The sequence below is a fragment of the Variovorax paradoxus genome (assembly GCF_902712855.1).
Taxonomy (GTDB): domain Bacteria; phylum Pseudomonadota; class Gammaproteobacteria; order Burkholderiales; family Burkholderiaceae_C; genus Variovorax; species Variovorax paradoxus_Q.
Map to the genome: position 1 here is coordinate 3,251,466 of NZ_LR743507.1, position 24,778 is coordinate 3,276,243.

At 66.0% G+C, this 24,778-nt stretch carries 22 protein-coding genes; 16 read left to right on the top strand and 6 right to left on the bottom strand.

Annotated features, from left to right (window positions below; all coding sequences use genetic code 11):
• Window positions 1-39 precede the first annotated feature (39 nt).
• From AACL56_RS14875 to AACL56_RS14900, 6 genes are all read right to left on the bottom strand, one after another.
• Entirely contained in the window at window positions 40-825 is a 786-nt protein-coding gene (locus tag AACL56_RS14875; RefSeq protein ID WP_339090574.1) for a peptidylprolyl isomerase, read from the bottom strand.
• 127 nt (window positions 826-952) lie between these two features.
• Window positions 953-1,228 (bottom strand): BolA family protein, encoded by a 276-nt coding sequence (locus AACL56_RS14880; RefSeq protein ID WP_339090575.1) that lies wholly within the window; start codon window positions 1,226-1,228, stop codon window positions 953-955.
• Window positions 1,229-1,239: 11 nt separating this feature from the next.
• Window positions 1,240-1,782: a septation protein A gene (locus AACL56_RS14885; RefSeq protein WP_339090576.1), complete on the bottom strand. Its 543-nt coding sequence runs from the start codon at window positions 1,780-1,782 to the stop codon at window positions 1,240-1,242.
• Window positions 1,779-2,189, bottom strand: a complete 411-nt coding sequence (gene msrB / locus AACL56_RS14890) for a peptide-methionine (R)-S-oxide reductase MsrB (RefSeq protein WP_339090577.1) — start codon at window positions 2,187-2,189, stop codon at window positions 1,779-1,781. The genes AACL56_RS14885 and msrB overlap by 4 nt, the downstream gene beginning before the upstream one ends.
• The gene (locus AACL56_RS14895) at window positions 2,186-3,679 is read right to left on the bottom strand and encodes a protein adenylyltransferase SelO (RefSeq protein WP_339090578.1); all 1,494 of its coding nucleotides are present in this window, start codon (window positions 3,677-3,679) and stop codon (window positions 2,186-2,188) included. The genes msrB and AACL56_RS14895 overlap by 4 nt, the downstream gene beginning before the upstream one ends.
• A gap of 86 nt (window positions 3,680-3,765) precedes the next feature.
• Window positions 3,766-4,866, bottom strand: coding sequence for an AraC family transcriptional regulator (locus AACL56_RS14900; RefSeq protein ID WP_425337017.1), 1,101 nt, complete (start codon window positions 4,864-4,866; stop codon window positions 3,766-3,768).
• Window positions 4,867-5,002: 136 nt separating this feature from the next.
• Between AACL56_RS14900 and AACL56_RS14905 the strand changes: the two genes are divergently transcribed.
• The 16 genes from AACL56_RS14905 to AACL56_RS14980 all read left to right on the top strand — a co-directional run bounded on the left by AACL56_RS14905 (window position 5,003) and on the right by AACL56_RS14980 (window position 24,755).
• Window positions 5,003-6,841 (top strand): carboxylesterase/lipase family protein, encoded by a 1,839-nt coding sequence (locus AACL56_RS14905; protein WP_339090579.1) that lies wholly within the window; start codon window positions 5,003-5,005, stop codon window positions 6,839-6,841.
• Between the two features lie 113 nt (window positions 6,842-6,954).
• Window positions 6,955-8,598, top strand: a complete 1,644-nt coding sequence (locus AACL56_RS14910; RefSeq protein WP_339090580.1) for a 3-(methylthio)propionyl-CoA ligase — start codon at window positions 6,955-6,957, stop codon at window positions 8,596-8,598.
• A gap of 247 nt (window positions 8,599-8,845) precedes the next feature.
• Complete coding sequence (locus AACL56_RS14915) at window positions 8,846-10,075, top strand: branched-chain amino acid ABC transporter substrate-binding protein (RefSeq protein ID WP_339090581.1); 1,230 nt, start codon at window positions 8,846-8,848, stop codon at window positions 10,073-10,075.
• A 218-nt stretch (window positions 10,076-10,293) separates the two neighbouring features.
• Window positions 10,294-11,526 carry a branched-chain amino acid ABC transporter substrate-binding protein gene (locus tag AACL56_RS14920; protein WP_339090582.1) on the top strand — a complete coding sequence of 411 codons (1,233 nt, stop codon included), beginning with the start codon at window positions 10,294-10,296 and terminating at the stop codon, window positions 11,524-11,526.
• A 192-nt stretch (window positions 11,527-11,718) separates the two neighbouring features.
• The gene (locus tag AACL56_RS14925) at window positions 11,719-12,672 is read left to right on the top strand and encodes a branched-chain amino acid ABC transporter permease (protein WP_339090583.1); all 954 of its coding nucleotides are present in this window, start codon (window positions 11,719-11,721) and stop codon (window positions 12,670-12,672) included.
• 4 nt (window positions 12,673-12,676) lie between these two features.
• Complete coding sequence (locus tag AACL56_RS14930; protein WP_339090584.1) at window positions 12,677-14,014, top strand: branched-chain amino acid ABC transporter permease; 1,338 nt, start codon at window positions 12,677-12,679, stop codon at window positions 14,012-14,014.
• The gene (locus AACL56_RS14935; RefSeq protein WP_339090585.1) at window positions 14,011-14,781 is read left to right on the top strand and encodes an ABC transporter ATP-binding protein; all 771 of its coding nucleotides are present in this window, start codon (window positions 14,011-14,013) and stop codon (window positions 14,779-14,781) included. The genes AACL56_RS14930 and AACL56_RS14935 overlap by 4 nt, the downstream gene beginning before the upstream one ends.
• An 85-nt stretch (window positions 14,782-14,866) precedes the next feature.
• Window positions 14,867-15,562, top strand: a complete 696-nt coding sequence (locus tag AACL56_RS14940; RefSeq protein ID WP_339090586.1) for an ABC transporter ATP-binding protein — start codon at window positions 14,867-14,869, stop codon at window positions 15,560-15,562.
• A 235-nt stretch (window positions 15,563-15,797) separates the two neighbouring features.
• Window positions 15,798-17,903 (top strand): 3-hydroxyacyl-CoA dehydrogenase NAD-binding domain-containing protein, encoded by a 2,106-nt coding sequence (locus AACL56_RS14945; RefSeq protein WP_339090587.1) that lies wholly within the window; start codon window positions 15,798-15,800, stop codon window positions 17,901-17,903.
• Window positions 17,904-17,930: 27 nt separating this feature from the next.
• Entirely contained in the window at window positions 17,931-19,406 is a 1,476-nt protein-coding gene (locus AACL56_RS14950; protein ID WP_339090588.1) for a M20 family peptidase, read from the top strand.
• 40 nt (window positions 19,407-19,446) lie between these two features.
• Window positions 19,447-20,622 (top strand): acetyl-CoA C-acyltransferase, encoded by a 1,176-nt coding sequence (locus tag AACL56_RS14955; protein ID WP_339090589.1) that lies wholly within the window; start codon window positions 19,447-19,449, stop codon window positions 20,620-20,622.
• Window positions 20,623-20,793: 171 nt separating this feature from the next.
• Window positions 20,794-22,647 carry an acyl-CoA dehydrogenase gene (locus tag AACL56_RS14960; protein WP_339090590.1) on the top strand — a complete coding sequence of 618 codons (1,854 nt, stop codon included), beginning with the start codon at window positions 20,794-20,796 and terminating at the stop codon, window positions 22,645-22,647.
• Window positions 22,647-22,913, top strand: a complete 267-nt coding sequence (locus AACL56_RS14965; protein ID WP_339090591.1) for a hypothetical protein — start codon at window positions 22,647-22,649, stop codon at window positions 22,911-22,913. The genes AACL56_RS14960 and AACL56_RS14965 overlap by 1 nt, the downstream gene beginning before the upstream one ends.
• 14 nt (window positions 22,914-22,927) lie before the next feature.
• The gene (locus tag AACL56_RS14970; protein WP_339090592.1) at window positions 22,928-23,230 is read left to right on the top strand and encodes a Dabb family protein; all 303 of its coding nucleotides are present in this window, start codon (window positions 22,928-22,930) and stop codon (window positions 23,228-23,230) included.
• Between the two features lie 135 nt (window positions 23,231-23,365).
• A complete protein-coding gene (locus tag AACL56_RS14975) occupies window positions 23,366-24,163 on the top strand; it encodes an SDR family oxidoreductase (RefSeq protein WP_339090593.1) in 798 nt (265 codons plus the stop codon).
• Window positions 24,164-24,275: 112 nt separating this feature from the next.
• The gene (locus AACL56_RS14980) at window positions 24,276-24,755 is read left to right on the top strand and encodes a PaaI family thioesterase (protein ID WP_339090594.1); all 480 of its coding nucleotides are present in this window, start codon (window positions 24,276-24,278) and stop codon (window positions 24,753-24,755) included.
• Window positions 24,756-24,778 lie beyond the last annotated feature (23 nt).

Genomic DNA, 24,778 nt, shown 5'->3' on the forward strand with positions numbered 1-24,778 from the left:
TCTATTCGCGGAACACCGCGAACCCTGGGGGTGTACGAGTTACTCCACCTTCGCCTTCGCGCGCAGTTCTTCCTGGTACTTCTGCAGGCGTTGCTGCTGCAGCTGCTGCGTGATCTGCGGCTTCACTTCCTCGATCTTCGGCAGCTGCGCCTGGCGGATGTCGTCCACGCGGATGATGTGGTAGCCGAATTGGGTCTTGATGGGCGCGGGGGTGGTCTCGCCCTTCTTGAGCTTGATCATCGCTTCCGAGAACTCGGGCACGAAGCTCGCGGGATTGGCCCAGTCGAGGTCGCCGCCGTTGGCACCCGAACCCGGATCCTTGCTCTGCTTCTTGGCGATGTCTTCGAACTTGGCGCCCTTCTTTAGGTCGGCCATGATCTTCTTGGCCTGGTCTTCGGTCTCCACCAGGATGTGGCGGGCCTTGTATTCCTTGCCGCCGTTGGCCGCCACGAACTTGTCGTACTCGGCCTTCACGTCGGCGTCCGACACCGGGTTGGTCTTGCGGTAGTTCTCGAACAGCGCGCGGATCAGGATGGCCTGGCGGGCGAGTTCGAGCTGGTTCTTGTAGTCCTCGCTGACGTCGAGACCCTGCTTCTGCGCTTCCTGCATGAACACTTCGCGCGCCACGATTTCCTCGCGCAGCTGGCTTTGCATTTCAGGCGTCACCGGACGGCCTGCGGCTGCCAGTTGCTGGGCCAGAACGTCCATGCGGGCCTTGGGCACCGGCTTGCCGTTCACGATGGCTGCGTTCTGCGCCAGCGCCGCCGTGGAAGTGGCACCGAGCAGCACTGCGGCCGCGACGGCCTGCAAGATTTGTTTTTTCATGGAATGAATATCGAGCTGGGAAGGAAATGCGCTTGTAGGAAAACGCGCGGGAAAGAAAGCAGGGAAGGGGAGGAAAAGGGGAGCGCTGCAACCGCGTCGAAAGCGGTGCGAGCTTGCGTTGGACGACTCAGAGCACCTCGATGGCGATGGCGTGCAGACCCTGTGCGATAAAAACCTGGAGGGCATCATACACAAGCCGATGCCGCGCCACGCGGGGATTCCCGTCGAACATGGGGGAGGCGATGCGCACGCGGAAATGGGTGCCGTAGCCCGCCGCATTGGCGCCCGAATGGCCCGCATGGGCAGCGCTTTCGTCGATCACTTCGAGCTCGGTCGGGGCGAGCTTCTCGCGCAATACGGCCTCGAGGGCTGCGGTGGTCGGCAACTCTGCGGTGGTGCTCATGGTGCCTCCCGTCATGCCGTGGGCTTGTCGTCGTTCTTAAGGTGCGGGGCGATGTACAGGCCCTGCGCCACCAGGAAGACGATCGGGAATACGTAGCCCCAGAGCTTGAAGTTGACCCAGGCCTCGGTCGTGAAGTACGCCGCCACATAGCCGTTGATGAGGGCCATGAACAGGCAGTAGCCGATCCACGCCACGTTCAGCCGGCCCCAGATGCGATCGGGCAGCTCGAGCTGCGAGCCCAGCAGCATCTTGAGAAAGTTCTTCTTCAGCGCCCAGAGCGCCACTGCCAGCGCGATGGCCATGGCGCCGTACAGCACGGTCGGCTTCCACTTGATGAAGCGGTCGTCATGCAGCACGAGCGTGAGCGTGCCGAACAGCAGGATCAGCACCAGCGTGGCCTTCTGCATGGCCTGCAGCTTGCGCTCGGTGGCGTAGATGATGGCCATCTGCACCACGGTGGCGGCCATCAGCACGCCGGTGGCGGTGTAGATGTCGCCGAGCTTGTACGCGACGAAGAACAGCAGGATCGGAAAGAAGTCGAGGATCAGTTTCATTTTTTCTGGAAGTCGAGCGAAGCCGAGTTCATGCAATAGCGCAGGCCGGTTTCGGTGGGGCCGTCGGGGAACACGTGGCCCAGGTGGGCGCCGCAGCCGGCGCAGACATTCTCGGTGCGCACCATGCCGTACGAGCGGTCGACGATGTTCCGGATGGCGCCGGGCACCGCCTCCTGCGAGAAGCTCGGCCAGCCGCAGCCGGCATCGAACTTGGTCGCGGAGTCGAACAGCTTGGCGCCGCAGCAGACGCAGTGGTAGGTGCCGTCGTCCCAGTGCGCCTCGTACTTGCCCGTGAAAGGGCGTTCGGTGGCGGCATGGCGCGTCACCTCGAAGGCGGCAGGTTCGGCGCCTTTTTCAGCCAGAAGGGCTTTCCATTCGGCGTCGGTCTTCTGTACGGGCAGGGTCATGAGGAACAGCTGATTTCGATCGTGGAGGCCCAGTCGGGCGGAAAGCCGGCGTAGGCGTCGTGTCCGGGGTGTTCGTCGAAGGGGGTTTCGAGCAGGGCCAGCAAGGTTGCCACACCCGAGTGGTCCTTTTCCTGACTTGCCTCGATGGCTTGTTGGCCCAGGTGGTTGCGCAACACGAACTTGGGGTTGGACCTGAGCATCAGATCGGCCGCTTGCCCAAGGTCCACGGTCGCATGGCGCTCCGAAAACGATAGCATCCATGCGTCGAAGCCTTCGCGATCCGGGAACAGGTCGCGCACCGGTTCGGCGTTGCCGTCGGCCATGTAGTGCGAGAGCCGGCGCCAGAAGATCGTGTAGTCGACCTTGCCTGCGGCCAGCAACTTGAGCACGCCCTCGACCAGCGGCCGGTCGCCTTCGGCCGCATCCGCCAGGCCCAGCTTGTCGCGCATGCGGCCTTCGAACTCCTGCGGAAACACGGTCTTGTACGACTCGAGCGCGGACACGGCAAGGTCCTGGTCGCCGATGAGCGGCAGCAGCGCCTGCGCGAGGCAGAACAGGTTCCAGTAAGCCACGTTGGGCTGCTGGTTGAAGGCGTAGCGCCCGCTGGTGTCGCTGTGGTTGCAGATGTGGCGCGGATCGAAGCCGTCGAGGAACTGGAACGGCCCGTAGTCGATGGTGAGCCCGAGGATGCTCATGTTGTCGGTGTTCATCACCCCGTGGCAGAAGCCCACGGCCTGCCATTGGGCGAGCAGGGTAGCGGTGCGCTCGCTCACGGCCTCGAGGAACGCGGCGTAGGCATTGCCGCCGAAGCGCCCGTCGGTGCGGCATGCGGGGTAATAGCGGTCGATGACGTAGTCGGCGAGCGCGCGCAGTTCGTCGTCCCGCTGGTTGGCCGCGAAATGCTCGAAGTGGCCGAATCGGATGAAGCTCGGCGCCACGCGGGTGACAACTGCGGCGCTTTCGAGCTCCTCGCGCCGCACGCGAGCATCGGAGCCGGTCACGCACAACGCGCGGGTGGTCGGGATGCCGAGGCCGTGCATCGCCTCGCTGCAAAGAAATTCGCGGATGCTCGAGCGCAGCACCGCACGGCCGTCGCCGCCGCGCGAATAGGGGGTGCGGCCCGCGCCCTTCAGTTGCATCTCGAGCCCGGCGTCGTTGCCGACGTCGGCTTCGCCGATCATGATGGCCCGCCCGTCGCCGAGCTGGCCCGCCCACACGCCGAACTGATGGCCGCTGTAGACCGTGGAGAACGGGCGGGTGCCCGCGATGCGGAGGCTGCCGGTCAGCGCGGCCAGCGTGGCTTGCGATGCGTGCCAGTCGGGCGGCAAGCCGAGCTGCCGCGCCACGGCTTCGCTGCGGCCCACCCAGTACGGATCGGGCAGGGGCGTCGGCCGCAGTTCGGTCAGGAACGCCGGTCCGAGGGTGGCGAATCCGGGTTTCCAGCGCAATCCCAGGTCCGCGGCCTCGGTGTCTTCAGCAAGCAGGGTCATGGCCGGATTGTCCTGCAGGGCGCGTAACCCCTTGCCTGGCGGGCCATCGGGCCCGCGGAATCGCAGAATCGCAGCGAAAAGGGCGCTCAGGCGGCCAGTGGCGCCGCGCCGTCCCAGATGCGCGCTCGGTATTGCGCCGGTGGCACGCCGAACCAGCGCTTGCAGGCACGGAAGAAATTGCTCGTGTCGACGAAGCCCAGCATGTCCGCGACGTCGGTCAGCGTGTGGCGGTCTTCCGCCAGGTACTGCTGCGCCAGCTCGCGACGGGTGCGGTCGAGCAGCGCCTGGAACGACACCGACTCTTCCTGCAGCCGCCGCTGCAAGGTGCGTTCGGCCAGCCCGAGGCCCGAAGCCACGTCCTGCCGGCGCGGCTCGCCGTGCGGAAGGCGCCGCGCGATCTCGGCGCACACCAGGGTGCTCGTCGTGGTCTGGCCCAGCAGGTCGAGCTGGTCGTCCAGCAGGTGCTCCTGCATTTCGCCGAGCACCGGGTGGTGCGTGGGCAGCGGCAGAGTCAGGTCGGCGGCCGAGATGAGCATGCGGTTGGCCGGCGCGTCGTAGCGGATCTCGCAGCCGAAGGCCTCGCGGTGCGCCCGGTCGTCGGCCGGCGCGGGGTAGACGAACTCCATGGCGATGGGCTGCAGCTCGCGCCGCGTGAGCCATTGGCACTGCACGAGCGTGGTGAGCAGTGCGTATTCCACGCGCTGGCGCGGAATCGGCAGGCTGCCGCCGGTGTGTTCCATCACCAGCCAGCAGCCGCGCGCGTCGTGCGCGAGCGAGAACGCGGTGGCGTCGGAGATCACGGCCATGTAGCGCGCCAGCCGCGCCAGCGCGGAACCCAGGTCGGGGCTGCAGGCCATGGCGTGGCCCACCGTCCCCAGCTTGCTGTGGGCGGAGGCGAAGTCGCGGTGCAGTCCGAGCGTGGGCCGGCCGGCCCGTGCCACGGCCAGCTGCCACATCACAGATATCTCGTCGACCGGGATGCGCGTGTTCTGCCGGTGCAGCGAGTCGGGGTCGAAGCCGGCATCGCGCAGCAGCGTGGGCACGTCCAGCCCCTCGGCCTCGAACATCGACAGCACGCCCTCCAGCCACGCGGCAGAGCTCGTGCGCAGCTCCGGCTTCTGCGTGCAGCCCGAGCGGCGCTGCGGCGGCCGGCGCGGATGACGCGACATGGAGGCTTCTGAAGTCATTGATTTGGCTCGCTTGCGATAGCGGTGAAAACGGCACCCGTTCCTAGAATTTTTTCGTGCCGAGCGCCCCGCAGTATGGGCGTCGCACGCCGAACCAGGAATTCCGATTAACCCGGTGTGGAGACAAGACATGAAGATGACGGAGACACGACAGGGCCAGCGCGAAGCGAGAAAGACCGCTGTTTCGAGGGCCATCGCGGCCGCTGTGGCAGCCGCGGGTCTCGCGGCCCTCGCGGCCTGCGGCGGAGGATCTTCCGGCTCGTCCGGCTTCTCGTTCCTGCCGGGAGCGCCTGCGCCGGCCCCCGCGCCGCCTGCCGCGCCGCCCGTGCCCGCGGGCGATGGCCCGATGGTGCGGCAGACCACCGCCGGCAAGATCGAGGGCGTGGACGACAGCGCCAACTCGGGCACCTGGTTCTGGAAGGGCGTTCCCTTCGCCAAGCCGCCGGTGGGCGCGCTGCGCTGGCGGGCGCCCGAGGAGCCCGAGGCCTGGAGCGGCATCCGCGAAGCCAAGGCCTTCGGTGCCGCCTGCCTGCAGATCGGCCGGATCTTCGGACCGGGCGCCAACAACACCTACGACGCCACCATCGTCTCCACGCTGGAGCAGCCGCTGGGCAGCGAGGACTGCCTGTTCGTGAACGTCTGGCGTCCTGCGACCACCGAGCAGAACCTGCCGGTGCTGCTTTTCATCCACGGCGGCAGCAACGTGTCGGGCTACACCGCGGACCCGCTATACGACGGCGCCAAGCTGGCCAAGGCCGCCAATGCGGTGGTCATCACCGCCAGCTACCGGCTCGGCGTGCTGGGCTTCCTGAACGTGCCGCAGCTGCGTCCGGGCGGCACGGCCGGTGACGACTCGGGCAATTTCGCGCTGCTCGACAACATGGCGGCGCTGCGCTACATCCAGAAGAATGCGCAAGCCTTCGGTGGCGACCCTGGCAACGTCACGCTGTCGGGCGAGTCGGCCGGCGCCACCAACCTGCTGGCGATCATGACCTCGCCGATGGCCAAGGGCCTGTTCCACAAGGCCATCGAGATGAGCGGCGGCATCTCGATGGCGAGCAACCTGGTCGGAAAGCCCGGCGCGCAACCCGCGCTCAGCCCGGCCTCGGTGTCGCTCGCGCAGGGCGACGGCATCCTGAAGGCGCTGCTCGTCGCCGACGGCACCGCGGCCGACGCCGCCGCTGCCGCCACCTACATCGCCGGGCGCACGCCGGCGCAGATCGCCGACTACATGCGCTCCAAGGAAGGCGGCGCGCTGCTCAGCACGGTGCTGGCGGCCAAGCTGGCCGCGGTCGGCCCGATCCCCGACGGCACGGTGATTCCCACGAACCCGATCGACGCCATCGCCGCCGACAAGTACGTGAAGGTGCCCATGATCGCCGGCAACACGCGCGAAGAGGGCAAGCTCTTCGCGTCGCTGCTGCCGGCATTCGGCGGAGCGAACGGCTGGAAGATCGACGACGCCCGGCGCCTCACGCTGATGATGAGCTTCGACCCCGACGCGGCGACCCAGACGCTGACTTCGGCCGACATCATCGACCCGTCCTACCTGCCGGTAGGTACGCCGGTCACGGGATTCGACGCCAGGACCCATCTGGTCACCCAGTTGCTGTTCGAGGCCAATCGGGACAACCTGCTCGACACCATGAAGACGCGGCAGTCCAACCTGTGGAGTTATCGCCTCGACTGGGCGCAGGAGGCCTATCCGTGGAACGAGGTGTACGGCGCCGCGCACGCCTTCGACCTGCCGTTCGTATTCGGCAATTTCGGGCCGTCGGTGCTCTCGAACGCCATCGGCGGCAAGGCCAACGAGAAGGGGCGCCTGGCGCTGTCGGCCTCGGTCCAGGCAAGCATCGGGGCGTTCCTGCGCAAAGGCGACCCGAATACGCCCGAACTTGGTGCAAGCTGGGCGCCTTGGCCGTCGAAGCTGCTGTTCGACGCCACCCTCACCACGCTGAAAAACGGCGTGGAGTGAGCCGCTTCGTTCAATCGTGCAGTGCGGGTTTGTGTCATTGTGGAAGTGACCGAAGCTTGCGTGAATCCGTTGTCCGCAAGTTTTCATGAGTCATTTCTTTTAGGAGTCCGTAGATGCTGGGTTTGATGCAAGACCAACCGCTTTTGATCTCGTCGCTGATCGAGTTCGCCGAGCGCCACAACGGCGACGGCGAGATCGTCTCGCGCCGGGTCGAAGGCGATATCCACCGCTGCACATGGAGCGACATCGCATCGCGCTCCCGCCAGGTGGCCAACGCGCTGGACGGCGAGCAGCTGCTGTTCAGCGACCGCATCGCCACCCTGGCCTGGAACGGCTATCGGCACCTCGAGCTCTACTACGGCGTGAGCGGCAGCGGCCGCGTGCTGCACACCATCAACCCGCGCCTGCATCCCGACCAGATCGCGTGGATCGCCAACCACGCCGAAGACCAGATCCTGTGCTTCGACCTCACGTTCCTTCCGCTGGTGCAGGCGGTGCATGCCAAGTGCCCCACGATCCGCAAGTGGGTGGCGCTTTGCGATGCCGACAAGCTGCCCGCGGACAGCGGCGTGCCGAACCTGGTGAGCTATGAAAGCTGGATGGGCTCGCAGTCCGCCGACTACGAATGGCCCACCTTCGACGAGAACTCGGCCTCGAGCATGTGCTACACGAGCGGCACCACGGGCAACCCGAAGGCCGCGCTGTACAGCCACCGCTCCACGCTGCTGCACGCGTACGCCGCGGCGCTGCCCGACGTCATGCGCCTGTCGGCACAGGACTCGGTGCTGCCGGTGGTGCCGATGTTCCACGTCAACGCCTGGGGCATTCCCTATTCGGCGGCGCTGGTGGGCTGCAAGGTGGTGTTCCCCGGCCCGGCGCTCGACGGCAAGTCGGTGTACGAACTGATCGAGGCCGAGGGCGTGACTTTCGCGGCCGGCGTGCCGACCGTGTGGCAGATGCTGCTCGGTCACATGCAGGCCAGCGGGCTGAAGTTCAGCAAGCTCAACCGCACCGTGATCGGCGGCTCGGCCTGCCCGCCGGCCATGATCAAGGCGTTCCAGGACAACTACGGCGTCGAGGTGCTGCACGCCTGGGGCATGACCGAGATGAGCCCGCTGGGCACGCTGTGCACGCTGAAGAACAAGCACCTGTCGCTGCCGGCCGATGCGCAGCTGCAGATCCGCATGAAGCAGGGCCGCGCGATCTTCGGCGTCGACATGAAGATCGTCGACGGCGACGGCCAGGAACTGCCGTGGGACGGCAAGGCCTACGGCGACCTGCTGGTCAAGGGGCCGTGGATCGTCAAGGAGTACTTCAAGGGCGAGGGCGGCGATCCGCTCATTCCCGACGAGCGCAACCGCGGCTGGTTCCCCACCGGCGACGTGGCCACCATCGATGCCGAGGGCTACCTGCAGATCACCGACCGCAGCAAGGACGTGATCAAGTCCGGCGGCGAATGGATCAGCTCGATCGACATCGAGAACATCGCCGTCGCGCATCCGGCCGTGGCCATGGCCGCATGCATCGGCGTGTTCCACCCCAAGTGGGACGAGCGCCCGATCATCGCCGTGGCGAAGAAGCCCGGCGCCGAGGTCACGCGCGAGGAGCTTCTGAAGTTCTACGAGGGCAAGACGGCCAAGTGGCAGATCCCCGACGACGTGGTGTTCGTCGAGGCCATTCCGCTCGGTGCAACAGGAAAGATCCTCAAGACCCGGCTGCGCGACCAGCTCAAGGACTACAAGCTGCCGACGTCTTGAAAACGCGCCCTCGGGCTTTGCGTACTTCGTGTCGCTCCGCCGCCCCTTCCAGGGGACGACGCCTGCGGGCCGGCAAGGCCGGTACCGCGGTGCCGGGCGGATGGCGCGGAAGCCGCGGGCTCACCGCACTGTCGCGCACGCGATAGGAAAGCCGCCCCGGCGGCCGTCCTTCCGGGCAATCCCTGTGCGGTGAAGAAAAGGGCGCTTGTACGCTGCGATTCCGCCATTCAAAAACTGGAGACTCTTCATGCAATTTGCCTTCAAGTCAGTAGCTGCCTGCGCGATGTTGGTGAGCGCCGCCGCCGCATTCGCCCAGAAGGGCGAGACCGTCAAGGTCGCGTGGCTCGACCCGCTTTCGGGCCTCATGGCCGCGGTCGGCACCAACCAGCTCAAGACCACGCAATTCCTCGCTGAAGAGTTCAACAAGAAGAACCAGTCGGGCGTGAAGTTCGAGATCATCGGCATCGACAACAAGCTCAGCCCGCAGGAAACCACCGCCGCGCTGCGCTCCGCGCAGGACCAGGGCGCGCGCTACATCATGCAGGGCAACGGCTCGGGCCCGGCGCTGGCGATCATCGACGCCATCGAGAAGAACAACTCGCGCAACCCCGGCAAGGAACTGCTGTTCATGAACTACGCGGCGGTCGACCCCGACCTGACCAACAGCAAGTGCAGCTACTGGCACTTCCGCGTGGACGCCGACACCTCCATGAAGATGGAGGCGCTGACCACCTGGATGAAGGATCAGCCCGACATCAAGAAGGTGTACCTGCTCGGCCAGAACTACGCCCACGGCGTGCAGGTGGCCAAGTACGCCAAGGAAGACCTGAAGGCCAAGCGCCCCGACATCCAGGTCGTCGGCGAAGACCTGCACCCGCTCGCGCAGGTGCGCGACTTCTCGCCGTACATCGCCAAGATCAAGGCCTCTGGCGCCGACACCGTCATCACCGGCAACTGGGGCTCCGACCTGTCGCTGCTCATCAAGGCCGCGAACGACTCGGGCCTGAACGTCAAGTTCCTGACCTACTACGCGCCGGGCGCCGGCACGCCCACCGCCATGGGTGCCACCTCCGACGGCAAGGTCTACACCGTCGCCTACGCGCACTACAACATGGGCGGCGAGATCCAGCAGCTGCTCAACGGCTACAAGAAGCGCATGAACGACGACCTGACGCAGGCGTCCATCTACCACGTGTTCGCGCTGCTGGACGCGGCCTTCGCCAAGACCAAGTCGACCGACCCGGTGAAGGTGGCTGCGGCGCTGGAAGGCATGAAGATCAAGAGCTTCAACGGAGAGGTCGAGATGCGCAAGACCGACCACCAGCTGCAGCAGGGCCTCTATATCTCCCGCTGGGAAAAGGCCAGTGCCAAGTACCCCTACGACGCGGAGAACACCGGCTACACCAACGTGCCTGTGAAGTACTACGAGTCGTACGTGGCGAGCACGCCCACGTCCTGCCAGATGAAGCGGCCCTGACGCATTCCGTCGCCGGTGCCTCCGGGTTTCCTACCCGCCGGTAGCACCAGCCTACCGACGGGTAGAAGCCGGGCCCGGTGGCGTGTCGCCTGCGCGATAGAAACGGCCTCTCGCGGCCCGCGCTTACGGGCATTCCCTGAGGGGAGGCCAGTTAAACACTTGTACGCTCGTACAGCGTTTTGATTCGGTTCTGATTCGGTTTGACCAGGAGATATAGATTGAAGTTCGCTCTGAAAATCGCTGCCGCAGCCGTCATCGCGGCCACCGCAACAGGTGCCCTCGCCCAGAAGGGTGAAACCGTCAAGATCGCCTGGCTCGATCCGCTCTCGGGCCTGATGGCCGCGGTCGGCACGAACCAGCTCAAGACCTTCCAGTTCTTCGCCGAGGAGTTCAACAAGAAGAACGCCGCGGGCGTGAAGTTCGAGATCATCGGCATCGACAACAAGCTCAGCCCGCAGGAAACCACCAGCGCGCTGCGCTCGGCCCTCGACCAGGGCGCGCGCTATATCGTGCAGGGCAACGGCTCCGGCCCGGCGCTCGCCATCATCGATGCGCTCGAGAAGAACAACGCGCGCAACCCTGGCAAGGAAGCGCTGTACCTGAACTACGCGGCGGTCGACCCCGACCTGACCAACAGCAAGTGCAGCTACTGGCAGTACCGCTTCGATGCCGACACGTCGATGAAGATGGAAGCGCTGACCACCTACATGAAGGACCAGCAGGACATCAAGAAGGTCTACCTGCTCAACCAGAACTACGCGCACGGCCAGCAGGTCTCCAAGTTCGCCAAGGAGAACCTGAAGTCCAAGCGCCCCGACGTGCAGATCGTCGGCGACGACCTGCATCCGCTGGCCCAGGTGCGCGACTTCGCGCCCTACATCGCCAAGATCAAGGCCTCGGGCGCCGACACGGTCATCACCGGCAACTGGGGTTCCGACCTCGCGCTGCTCATCAAGTCGGCCAACGACTCGGGCCTGAACGTCAAGTTCTACACCTACTACGCCGTGACCACCGGCACGCCGACCGCGATGGGCTCAGCGTCCGACGGCAAGGTCTACCAGGTCGGCTACGCCCACTACAACATGGGCGGCGACATGCAGAAGTACGCGGAAGACTTCAAGAAGAAGTTCAACGACGACCTCTACACCACCGACGTCTACACCGTGTTCCAGGCCCTGACCGAAGCCTTCGTGAAGACCAAGTCGACCGATCCGGTCAAGGTGGCCGCCGCGATGGAAGGCCTCAAGTTCAAGAGCTTCAACGGCGACATCGAGCTGCGCAAGACCGACCACCAGGCGCAGCAGGGCCTCTACATCACCAAGTGGGAGAAGGCCAGCGCCAAGTATCCGTACAGCCCGGAGAACACCGGCTACACGCTGGCCCCCGTGAAGTTCTACGACGCCTACGTGGCGAGCACGCCCACCAGTTGCCAGATGAAGCGCCCGGGATGATGCAGGCCCCCAGGCTGCGCACACTGCGAGCCGGCATCGCCGGCACGCAGGTGTTCCGCGAGGACGCACTCGCCGTGTCGTCGGTCCGTGCTGTGCAAGACACGGCGCGCGACTGAGCCCGGCGCCGCTTGTTGGTCGAGGCCCGACTTCAACACTCGGGCCTTTTTCTTTTTCAACTGACACGAAAGACCGATGAACGTCGAATTCTTCGTCATCTCGCTGCTCAACGGCGTGAGCTACGGCTTGCTGTTGTTCATGCTGAGCTCCGGCCTCACGCTGATCTTCAGCATGATGGGCGTGCTCAACTTCGCGCACGCCAGCTTCTACATGCTGGGCGCCTACTTCGCCTACACGCTGTCGAACATCGTCGGCTTCTGGCCGGCGCTCTTCATCGCTCCCTTGCTCGTGTTCGCGCTCGGCGCGGCCTTCGAGCGCTATTGCCTGCGGCGCGTCCACAAGTTCGGCCACGTGCCCGAGCTGCTGGTGACCTTCGGGCTGTCGTACCTCATCCTCGAGATCGTGCAGCTGGTGTGGGGCCGCTCCACCGTGCCGTACGGCCTGCCTTCGGCGCTGCAGGGCCCGCTCTTCACGCTCTACGGGACGCAGTTCCCCAAGTCGCGCTCGTTCATCATGCTGGTGGCGGTGCTGATGCTGGTGTCGGTGTGGCTGCTGCTCACGCGCACGCGCATCGGCCTGGTGATCCAGGCGGCGCTGAAGCACCCCGACATGGTCGAGGCACTGGGCCACAACGTGCCGCGCGTGTTCATGCTGGTGTTCGGCGGCGGCGCCGCGCTGGCGGGGCTGGCCGGCGTGGTCGGCGGCAACACCTACGTCACCGAGCCTGCGATGGCCGGTTCGGTCGGCTCCATCATCTTCGTGGTGGTGGTGGTCGGCGGCATGGGCTCGCTGGCGGGCGCCTTCCTGGCGTCGCTGATCATCGGCGTCGTGCAGACCTTCGCGGTGGCCATGGACCAGTCGCTGGCCACCGGCCTGCAGGCGCTGGGCATGGCCGTGACCGACCAGACCTTCGGCTACGAGCTGCTCAAGCTCACCATCTCGCAGGTGGCGCCGATCCTTCCGTACCTGTTCCTGGTGCTGATCCTCATCTTCAGGCCCAAGGGTCTTCTCGGTACGCGGGAGGACTGATGCCATGAACACCGCAACCACAACGACATCCAACGCATCGGCCAAGGCGCCGACCCAGTACTACCGGTTCAAGCCGCTGAACATCGGGCGCATCCTGATCTGGTCGATGTTCGCGCTGCTGCTGATCGTGGCGCCGATGCTGTTCACCAGCAGCCTGGCGCTCACGATGCTGTCGCAGATCGGCTACCTGATCATCATCTGCCTGAGCTACAACATCCTGCTGGGGCAGGGTGGCATGCTCAGTTTCGGGCACGCCGTGTACGTGGGCCTGGGCTCGTTCATCGCGATCCATGCGATGAACATGGCCAGTGCCGGCCAGCTGCCGGTGCCGCTGGTGCTCATTCCGCTCGTGGGCGGGCTGGGCGGCCTGTTCTTCGCCGTGATCTTCGGCTACGTGTCGACCAAGAAGTCGGGCACCACCTTCGCGATGATCACGCTCGGCCTGGGCGAGCTGGTCGCGGCCATGGCGCTGATGTTTCCGAGCTTCTTCGGCGGCGAGGGCGGCATCACCACCAACCGCGTCTACGGCACGTCGCTGCTGGGCATCACCTTCGGTCCGCAGAAACAGGTGTACTACCTGATCGCTGTGTACTGCTTCATCTGCACCGGGCTGATGTTCGCCTTCACCGGCACGCCGCTGGGCCGCATGCTGAACGCGGTGCGCGACAACCCGGAGCGCGTGGAGTTCATCGGCTACAACACACAGCGCGTGCGCTACTACGCCTTCATCATCGCCGGCTTCTTCGCCGGCATCGGCGGCGGGCTGGCTGCGATCAACTTCGAGATCGTGAATGCGGCCGACAGCCTGAACGGCCTTCGCTCGGGCAGCTACCTGCTGTTCACCTTCCTGGGCGGCGCCACGTTCTTCTTCGGGCCGATCATCGGTGCGGCGCTGCTGGTGTTCGCGCTGGTGCTGCTGTCCGAGCTCAGCAAGGCATGGCTGCTGTACGTGGGCCTGGTGTTCCTGCTGATGGTGATGTTCGCGCCCGGCGGTGTGGCCAGCCTGATCATGATGAATGTGCGCGTGGCGCTGTTCGGCAAGATCAAGCGCTTCTACCTGCTGTACGTGGGCCTGTTCATCGGTGCGGCAATCATGCTGGCCGGCGCGGCAGCCATCGTCGAGATGATCTATCACATGCAGCTCAATGCGGCGCTCGGCCCGATGGTGCCGTTCGCGGGCCTGCAGCTCGACACCTCGGCGGCCACGGCGTGGATCGTTGCGGTGGCGCTGCTGGCGGTGGGCCTGGGCATCTTCGAGGTGGTGCGCAGGCGCTTCGCGAAGGTGTGGGGTCAGGCGCAGGAAGAAATCGAAGCCGAGATCAAGCGGCGGGAGACGGCATGACCTATTCACTCGAACTCAAGGGTCTGCGAAAGAGCTTCGGCAAGACCGACATCATCCGCGGCGTCGACCTGGCGGTGAACGCAGGCGAACGCATCGCCATCATCGGGCCGAACGGCGCGGGAAAGAGCACGCTGTTCAACCTGATCAGCGGGCGGCTGACGCCAACCAGCGGCGAGGTGCTGCTCAATGGCCAGCGCATCGACGGCAAGAAGCCGTACGAGATCAACCGCATGGGCCTGTCGCGCAGCTTCCAGATCACGAACATCTTCCCCAAGCTGAGCGTGTTCGAGAACCTGCGCTGCGGCGTGCTGTGGAGCCTGGGCTACAAGTACACCTTCCTGCGTTTCCTGTCGAACCTCGACGACGCCAACGAGCGCACCGAGGAGCTCATCAAGCAGATCGGCCTGGAGAAGAAGCGCGACGTGCACGCGGTGAACCTTACCTACGCCGAGCAGCGCGCGCTGGAAATCGGCGTGACCATTGCCGGCGGCGCCAGCGTGATCCTGCTGGACGAACCCACGGCCGGAATGAGCAAGACCGAGACCTCGCATTTCATCTCGCTCATCAAGCACGTGACGGTGGGCAAGACGCTGCTCACGGTGGAGCACGACATGGGCGTGGTGTTCGGACTGGCCGACAAGATCGCAGTGGTGGTATACGGCGAGGTCATCGCCTTCGACACGCCCGCGGCGGTGCGCGCCAATGCGCGCGTGCAGGAAGCGTATCTGGGCTCGTCGGTCGCGGATGCACAAGGGGCGGGACATTGATGCCCCCACTCTCATCACTTCGTGTATTCGCTGCCCCCCGAGGGGGCGAGGTCTCCCTTGGGGCGGCCCGACGGGAGACCTGAACATGCTGAAGCTTCAAGACATCCACGCTTACTACGGCAAGAGCCACGTGCTGCACGGCGTTTCGTTCGACGTGAACCCCGGCGAGATCGTCGCGCTGCTGGGCCGCAACGGCTCGGGCCGCTCGACCACCGCCAAGGCCATCATGGGCCTGGTGCATGCAGAGGGCGGCCTGCACTGGAAGGGGCAGGACATCCTGCGGCGCAAGGCCTACGAGATCGCGCACTGCGGCATCGGCTACGTGCCCGAGAACCGCGACATCTTCCCGAAGCTCACGGTGCACCAGAACCTGCTGCTGGGGCAGAAGGGCTCGGGCAAGGGCAGCCGCTGGTCGTTCGAGGACATGTACGGCATGTTCCCGCGCCTGAAGGAACGCCAGCACACCGAGGCCGGCGTGCTCTCGGGCGGCGAGCAGCAGATGCTCACGCTGTGCCGCACGCTCATGGGCGACCCCGACCTCATCATCATCGACGAGCCGACCGAAGGCCTCGCGCCCAAGATCGTGGAGCTGGTGGGGCAGTACCTGCGCACGCTGAAGGACAAGGGCATCTCGGTGCTGCTGATCGAGCAGAAGCTGACGATCGCCATGGAGATCTCGGACCGCGCGCTGGTCATGGGCCACGGCAGCATCGTGTTCGACGGCACGCCCGACAGCCTGCGCGCCGATGCGACCACGCGCAAGGAGTGGCTGGAGGTTTAAGTAAACCCCAGGCTTCGCGCACTGCGTGTCGCTTCGCCAACCCCCTTGCAGGGGGCAACACCTGCGGCCCGGCGAAGCCGGTTCCGCGGTGTTCCCTGGAAGGTCTTGTCCAGCCTTGGGCCTTGTCTCGACAGCGACTGCATGCCATTGTTGCGTCGCGACAAAGGCCTAGAATCCCCCGAAAAAGAACACTCGTGCTTTTTCTTCTTTTTCTTCACACACCAAGGAACGCAGCATGACGGCTGAATACAAAGTGCTCGGCGATGTCGCCGTGATCACCATGACCAACCCTCCGGTCAACGGTCTCGGCTTCTCGACGCGCATCGGCATCACCGATGGCCTGGCGAAGGCCAATGCCGACGACGCCGTCAAGGCCATCGTCATCACGGGCGCCGGCAAGGCGTTCTCGGGCGGCGCGGACATCAAGGAGTTCGGCACGCCCAAGGCGCTGCAGGAGCCCAACCTGCTGAGCGTGATCCTCGCGCTCGAGAACTCGGCCAAGCCGATCGTGGCGGCCATCCATTCGGTGTGCATGGGCGGTGGGCTTGAACTGGCCCTGGGTTGCCACTACCGCGTGGCCGCTCCCGGCACCAGCGTGGCACTGCCCGAAGTCAAGCTGGGCCTGATCCCCGGCGCCGGCGGCACGCAGCGCCTGCCGCGCGTGCTCGGCGTGGAAACCGCACTGAACATGATCGTGAGCGGCGAGCCCGTGAAGAGCGAACTGCTCGCGAGCCTGCCGGGCCAGAAGCTGTTCGACGTGCTGGCCGCATCGCCCGAGTCGGTGTTCGACGAGGCCGTGGCCTTCGCCAAGAGCGTGGCCGGCAAGACCGGCGATGCACTGCCGCTGGTGCGCAACCTTCCGTGCAAGCACCCGCAGGGCGACGCCTACTTCCAGTTCGCCAAGAACATGGTCGGCGGCATGTCGAAGAACTATCCCGCGCCGCTGCAATGCGTGGAAGCCGTGCAGGCCGCCACCAGGCTGAAGTTCGACGCGGGCATGGCCGAAGAGCGCCGCATCTTCACCTCGCTGATGTTCACGCCCGAATCGCTGGCGCTGCGCCACCTGTTCATGGCAGAGCGCGCCGCGAGCAAGATCCCCGACGTGGCAGACGACACGCCCAAGCGCGAGATCAAGGCCGTGGGCGTCATCGGTGCCGGCACCATGGGTGGCGGCATCTCGATGAACTTCCTGAACGCGGGCATCCCCGTGAAGATCCTCGAGATGAAGCAGGAAGCGCTCGACCGCGGCATCGCCACCATCAGGAAGAACTACGAAGCCCAGGTCAAGAAGGGCAAGCTCAAGCAGGACAAGTACGAGCAGCGCATGGCGCTGCTGAGCACCACGCTGAGCTACGACGACCTGAAGGACGCCGACCTCATCATCGAGGCGGTGTTCGAGGAACTCGGCGTGAAGGAGAAGGTGTTCAAGGAGCTCGACCGCGTCGCCAAGAAGGGCGCGATCCTGGCATCGAACACCTCCACGCTGGACGTCGACAAGATCGCCTCGTTCACCGAGCGTCCGCAGGACGTGGTCGGCATGCACTTCTTCAGCCCCGCCAACGTGATGAAGCTGCTCGAAGTGGTGCGCGGCAAGGAAACCGCCAAGGACGTGCTCGCCACCGTCATGGCCATTGGCAAGAAGATCAAGAAGACGGCCGTGGTCTCGGGCGTGTGCGACGGCTTCATCGGCAACCGCATGATCGAGCAGTACAGCCGCCAGGCCGGCTTCCTGCTCGACGAAGGCGCGACGCCTCAGCAGGTCGACAAGGCCATCGAGAAGTTCGGCTTCGCCATGGGTCCGTTCCGCATGGGCGACCTGGCGGGCAACGACATCGGCTGGGCCATCCGCAAGCGCCGCGCCGTCGAACGGGCCGACATGAAGTACAGCCGCACCGCCGACAAGCTCTGCGAACTGGGCCGCTTCGGCCAGAAGACCGGGGCAGGGTGGTACGACTACCAGGCCGGCAAGCGCGACGCGATTCCATCGGACCTCGTGAACAAGATGATCGAGGACCACCGCAAGGAACTGGGCATCACGCCACGCAAGATCTCCGACGAGGAAATCGTGCAACGCCTGGTGTACGCGCTGGTCAACGAAGGCGCGCACATCCTGGAAGACGGCATCGCCTCGAAGTCCGGCGACATCGACATGGTGTACCTCACCGGCTACGGCTTCCCGATCTGGCGCGGCGGCCCGATGCACTACGCATCGCAGGTCGGCCTGTACAACGTGGCAGAGACGATGAAGCGCTTCGCCAAGAACCCGCGCGACGACGCCGAGTTCTGGCAGCCCGCACCGCTGATCCAGAAGCTGGTGGCCGAAGGCAAGTCCTTCAGCTGAGGCTGGGCAGAAGGGTCAAGACCGCGCATGTTCAAACGCATCTTCCTGGGGCTGCTGCTGGCAATCCTCTTGCTGGTGGCTGCCGTGGCGGTCAAGACCTGGACCACGCCATCGCGACAGCTGGCGGTGGCGCCCGCTCCCAAGCTGGACATCGACCTGGACGCCGCCGCGAAGCGGCTGTCCACGGCGATTACGTTCCGCACGGTGTCGGGCCTGGACGACCCGGCCGCCAACGCGGCCGAGTTCGACAAGCTGCACGCCTTCCTCGAGCAGCAGTTTCCCAAGGTGCATGCCACCCTCAAGAAGGAAGTGGTCGGCGACAAGGCGCTGCTCTACACATGGACCGGCACCGACCCTCAGGCCAAGCCTGTCGCCCTGATGGCACACCAGGACATGGTGCCCATCGCGCCGGGCACCGAGAAGGCCTGGACGGTCGACCCCTTCGCGGGCGAGATCAAGGACGGCTTCGTCTGGGGCCGCGGCACGCTCGACAACAAGAGCAATCTTTTCGCGCAGATGGAAGCCATCGAGCTGCTCATCGGCGCCGGCTTCAAGCCGAAGCAGACCGTCTACCTCGTGATGGGCGACGACGAAGAGGTGAGCGGCCTGCGCGGCGCGCTGCCCATCGCCGAACTGCTCAAGTCGCGCAACGTGCGCCTCGACTGGGTGCTCGACGAAGGCCTGCTGGTACTCGATGGCGTGCTGCCCGGCCTGGGCAAGCCGGCAGCGCTGATCGGCCTGGCTGAGAAGGGCTACGGCACCTTCTTCCTGTCGCTCGACACGGCGCCCGGCCATTCGTCGATGCCGCCGCAGCGCAGCGCCATCGGCAGCATGAGCGCGGCGCTGGCGCGGCTCGAGGCCAACCCGATGCCCGGCGGCATCAAGGGCATTGCGGGCCAGATGTTCGGCACGCTCGCTCCGGAGATGAGCGGCGTCAACCGCGTGATGCTGTCCAACCTGTGGCTCACCGAGCCCGTGGTGCGCGGCATTCTCGAGAAGAGCCCGAGCAGCAACGCCATGCTGCGCACGACCACCGCGCTGACCATCGTGCGCGCCGGCAACAAGGACAACGTGCTGCCCGGCCGCGCGGAGGCTGCCGTCAACTTCCGCATCCTGCCGGGCGACACGCTCGCCAGCACCGAGGCGCATCTGCGAAAGGCGCTGGGCAACGACGACATCAAGATCAAGGCGTACCCCGGCAACTCCGAGCCGTCGCCCGTTTCGCCGACCGAGAGCACGGGCTACCGCGCGATCCAGCAGGCCGTGCGCCAGACCTTTCCCGATGCGGTGGTGGCGCCCGGCCTCATGACAGCGGCCACCGACTCGCGCCACTTCAGCATCGTGAGCGACGCCGTCTTCCGCTTCTCGCCGTTCCGCGCGAAAGGGGAGGACCTGGTGCGCTTCCACGGCAACAACGAACGCCTGGCCATCTCGAACTACGGCGAGATGATCGGCTTCTATCACCAGCTCCTGAGCAACGCCAACGCTGCTCCGGCGCAATGACGACCACCTCTTTTCCCTTCCATCTTCAAAGGACCTCACCATGACCAGCGCCGTCATCGTTTCCACCGCCCGCACGCCACTCGCGAAGAGCTGGAAGGGTGCCTTCAACATGACGCACGGCGCCACGCTGGGCGGCCATGCCGTGCAGCACGCGGTGCAGCGCGCCGGCATCGACCCCGCCTCGGTCGACGACGTGATCATGGGTTGCGCCACGCCCGAAGGCGCGACCGGCTCCAACATCGCGCGCCAGATCGCGCTGCGCGCCGGCCTGCCGATCACCACATCGGGCATGACCATCAACCGCTTCTGCTCCTCGGGCCTGCAGACCATCGCCACCGCCGCGCAACGCATCATCGCGGGCGAGGGCGAGGTGTACGTGGCCGGCGGCGTCGAGAGCATCTCGTGCGTGCAGAACGAAGCCAACAAGCACATGCTGGCCGACCCGTGGCTGGTGAAGCACAAGCCCGAGATCTACTGGAACATGCTGCAGACGGCCGAGCAGGTCGCCAAGCGATACAACATCGGCCGCGAGGCCATGGACGAATACGGCGCGCAGAGCCAGCAACGCGCCACCGCTGCGCTGGAGGCCGGCCTCTTCAAGGCCGAGATCGCCCCCATCACCGTGCTGGCCGGCGTGGCTGATCCCGTGATGGGCCTGCGCACCAAGGAAGTCACCGTCGAGAACGACGAAGGCATCCGTCCCGGCACCACCAAGGAAGGCATCAGCGGCATCCGTCCGGCCATTCCCGGCGGCGTGATCTCGGCCGGCAATGCCAGCCAGTTCTCCGACGGCGGCGGCGCCTGCGTGGTGGTCGACGAGAAGTACGCGGAGCAGAAGGGCCTGAAGCCGCTGGGCCGTTTCCTCGGCTTCGCCGTGGCCGGCTGCGAGCCCGACGAAATGGGCATCGGCCCCGTCTTCGCGATTCCGAAGGTGCTCAAGCGCCTGGGCCTGACGGTCAACGACATCGACCTGTGGGAGCTCAACGAAGCCTTCGCCGTGCAGGTGATCTACTGCCGCGACAAGCTGGGCATTCCGGGCGACCGCCTGAACGTGAACGGCGGCGCCATCGCCGTGGGCCACCCCTACGGCGTGAGCGGCCAGCGCCTCACGGGCCACGCGCTCATCGAAGGCAAGCGCCGCGGCGCGAAAAAGGTCGTGGTCACGATGTGCATCGGCGGTGGCATGGGCGCCGCCGGCGTCTTCGAAGTGATCTGACTCTCCCCCAGTCTGCGGCGCACTGCGTGTCGCCTTTGCCAACCCCCTTCCGGGGGGCAACACCTGCGGCCCGGCTGAGCCGGTTCCGCGGTGTTCCACGAATGGGCCTGGCTTCGCCGGCCGACGAGCGCTGCCGGTGGAAGTCGGTAGTCTCAACATCAAGACCCGACCATGAGCCTGCGTTCCACCCTCGACTTCCTGCTCTACGACTGGCTCGACGCCGAGTCGCTCAACCAGCGCGAGCGCTTCTCCGATCATTCGCGCGAGACCTTCGACGCGGTGCTCGACACCTGCGAGCGCATCGCGCGCGAGAAGTACGCGCCGTTCAACCGCACGGTGGACACGCAGGAGCCGCATTTCGACGGCGAGAAGGTCGTGCTGCCGCAGGCCACGCACGACGCGCACAAGGCCTTCGTCGAGTCGGGAATGATGAGTGCCGCGCAGGACTACGACATCGGCGGCATGCAGTTGCCGTACACCCTGCAGGCCGCGGCCAACAGCTTCTTCGCCATGGCGTCGGTGAGCATCGGCTCCAACATGCTCACCAGCGGCAACGCCAACCTGCTGATGGTGCACGGCACCGAGATGCAGAAGGACGTGTTCGCCAGGAACGAGTTCTCGGGCCGCTGGGCCGGCACCATGTGCCTGTCCGAGCCGCAGGCCGGTTCGTCACTGAGCGACGTGTCCACGCGCGCCGTGCCGGACGGCGACGACTTCCAGTCCGATCCGCTCGGCCCGCGCTACCGCCTCACGGGCAACAAGATGTGGATCTCGTCGGGCGACCACGAACTGACCGAGAACATCGTGCACATCGTGCTGGCCAAGATTCCCGACGAGAACGGCAGGCTGGTGCCGGGAACGCGCGGCATCTCGCTGTTCATCGTGCCCAAGCGCATGGTCGACACCCAGGGCGAACTCACCGGCCAGCGCAACGACGTGGCGCTGGCGGGCCTGAACCACAAGCTGGGCTGGCGCGGCACCACCAACACGCTGCTGAACTTCGGTGAAGGCCGCTATCCGGTCGACGGCAAGGCCGGGGCCATCGGCTACCTGGTCGGCGCGCCGGGCAAGGGCCTGCACTGCATGTTCCACATGATGAACGAGGCGCGCATCGGCGTCGGCACGGCGGCCACCATGCTGGGCATGGCGGGCTACCACGCGTCGCTCGAGTACGCGAAGAGCAGACCGCAGGGCCGCCTCGTGAAGAAGCCCGAAGCCGCCGGCGCCGCCGTGGCCAAGGACTCGGCCGCGCCGCAGGTGCGCATCATCGAGCACGCCGACGTGCGCCGCATGCTGCTGGCGCAGAAGGCGTACTGCGAGGGCGCGCTGGCGCTCGAGCTGTACTGCGCGCGCCTGGTCGACGAGCAGAAGACCGGCGACGCGCAGGCCGCCGACGACGCGCGGCTGCTGCTCGAAGTGCTCACGCCCATCGCCAAGAGCTGGCCCAGCGAGTGGTGCCTGGAGGCCAATTCGCTGGCGATCCAGGTGCACGGCGGCTATGGCTACACGCGCGACTTTCCGGTGGAGCAGTACTGGCGCGACAACCGCCTGAACATGATCCACGAAGGCACCCACGGCATCCAGGCGGCCGACCTGCTGGGCCGCAAGGTGCTGATGGAAAAGGGCCGCGGCCTGCAGTTGCTGGCCGGTCGCATGACCGACACCATCGGCCGCGCGGCCAGCGTGCCGGCGCTGGCCGCGCACGCCAGGGCGCTGGGCGCCGCGCTGCAGCGCATCGGCAGCGCCACCGAGGCTGCGTGGTCCACCGGCGATCCAGCGGATGCGCTGGCCAACGCGGTGCCCTACATGCAGGCCTTCGGCCACACGGTGCTGGCCTGGATCTGGCTGGACGTGGCACAGCGCGCGCTGCAGGGCGACGCGGAAAAGACCCGGGCAGTAACAGCTGGCAAGATCGGCGCCACGGACTATTTCTTCCACTACGAGCTGCCGAAAATCGGTGCCTGGCTCAACGTGGTCGAAACCCGCGACCCGACCTGTACCGCTTTGCCCGAGGACGCCTTTTGATGGCCACGACCAATCCCCCGAACGCCAACCCCGACAACGCCGGAAATCCCGGTACCAAGCCGCCGAAACCGTACGCCCGCCTCGAGAAGTGGATCTGGATCCTGATCTACGGCGGCCTGTTCCTGGTGATCATCGGCATCGCCACCGGCCGCACCGACGCCGCGCTCGGCTGGTCCATCGCCGTGCCCGGCGCGCTCGTCGCGCTGGTCGGCTTCGTGCTGATCTACGTTCGCTCGCGCCTGTCCGGCGGCGTTCCGGGCAAGTGAGCGAGGGGGCCGACATGCTCAAGCACATCGTGATGTGGAAGTTCAAGGAACATGCCGAGGGCGCCGACAAGGCGACGAACCTGCGCAAGGCCAAGGCGTTGCTCGATGCCTGCGCCAGGCTGTCGCCCGGCACGCAGCGCTTCGAGGTGACCATCGCCCAGCCCGGGCTGGAGGCCACCTACGACCTGATCCTCTACTCGGAATTCACCGATGCCGCCGCGCTGGCCGCCTATGTGGACCATCCCCAGCACGTGGCGCTGAAGCCCTTCATCGGCGCGGTCCGCGAAGCCCGTCAGTGCATGGACTACCTGACATGACCCGGCCGCAGCCTGCGCGCGCGTCGTGGCCCTTCGCCAAGCCCTTCGCCAGGGGCAACGCCCGCGGCCCGGCAAAGCCGGCTTCGCGGTATTCCCCAACCTGAAGAACCAAGACCCTCACTGGAGACATCCCTCATGACTGCGCGCACCGTCCAGAAACTCTTCGACCTCACCGGCAAGACCGCCCTCATCACCGGTGGCTCGCGCGGTCTCGGCCTGCAGATGGCCCACGCGCTCGGCGAAGCCGGCGCGAAGATCATGCTGAGCTCGCGCAAGGCCGACGACCTGGAGCAGGCCGCCGCCGAGCTGCAGGCCGCCGGCATCGACGCGCGCTGGATCGCCGCCGACTGCGCACGCGAGGAAGACACCCGCCGCCTCGCCGACGAGACGCTCGAGCGCATGGGTGCGGTCGACATCCTCGTGAACAACGCCGGCGCGAGCTGGGGTTCGCCCGCCGAGAGCCACCCGGTCGAGGCCTGGGACAAGGTGATGAACCTCAACGTGCGGGGCTACTTCATCCTGTCGCAGCACATCGCCAACGCGTACATGATCCCGAAGAAGGCAGGGCGCATCATCAACATCGCGTCGATCGCCGGCCTGAACGGCAATCCGCCGGAGATGCAGACGCTGGCCTACAACACATCCAAGACCGCGGTCATCGGCTTCACGCGCACGCTGGCCGCCGAATGGGGCAAGTACAACATCAACGTGAACGCGATCTGCCCGGGCTTCTTCATGACGAAGATGGCCGCCGGCCTGATCAAGTCGCTCGGCGAAGAAAAGATGGCCGCGCAGGCGCCGCTCGGCCGCCTGGGCGACGACGAAGACCTCAAGGGCCTGACGCTGCTGTACGCGAGCGACGCCGGCAAGCACATCACCGGCCAGTGGCTGGCGGTGGACGGCGGCGTGAGCGTGGTGCTGGGCGCGGCGTAGGCTCTCCCCCAGGCTGCGCGCACTTCTTCGTGTCGCTTCGCCTTCCCCCTCGCCGGGGACGACACCTGCGGCCCGGCGAAGCCGGTTCCGCGGTGTCTCACGAAAAGATCCAATGACCAACGACGCTTCTTCTCCTTCTTCTTCGTCCGATATCAATATCCGCTCGTACACGAGCCAGATTCCGTTTGCGCGCCACCTCGGCTTCGAACTCACGAAGTTCGAAGGCGGAGAATCCGAGATCGTCTACACGGCCAAGCCGGAGCACCTGAACACCTTCGACGTGACGCACGGCGGCGCCTGCATGACGCTGCTCGACATCACCATGGCGGCCGCCGCGCGCAGCGTGTCGCCCGAAAGCGGCGTGGTCACCATCGAGATGAAGACCAGCTTCATGCAACCGTCGGTCGGTCCGCTGCATGCGCGCGGCACGCTGATCCACCGCACCGCTACGCTGGCATTCACCGAGGCGAAGATCTTCGACGCGCAGGACCGCGTGTGCGCCCATGCCACAGGCACTTTCAAATACGTGAAGCGCCGGCTTCCCACCGGACCGACGAGCGTGAACGAGATGCGTCCGCCGTCCACCGACTGATCGATCCACCGAATTCCCCCAAG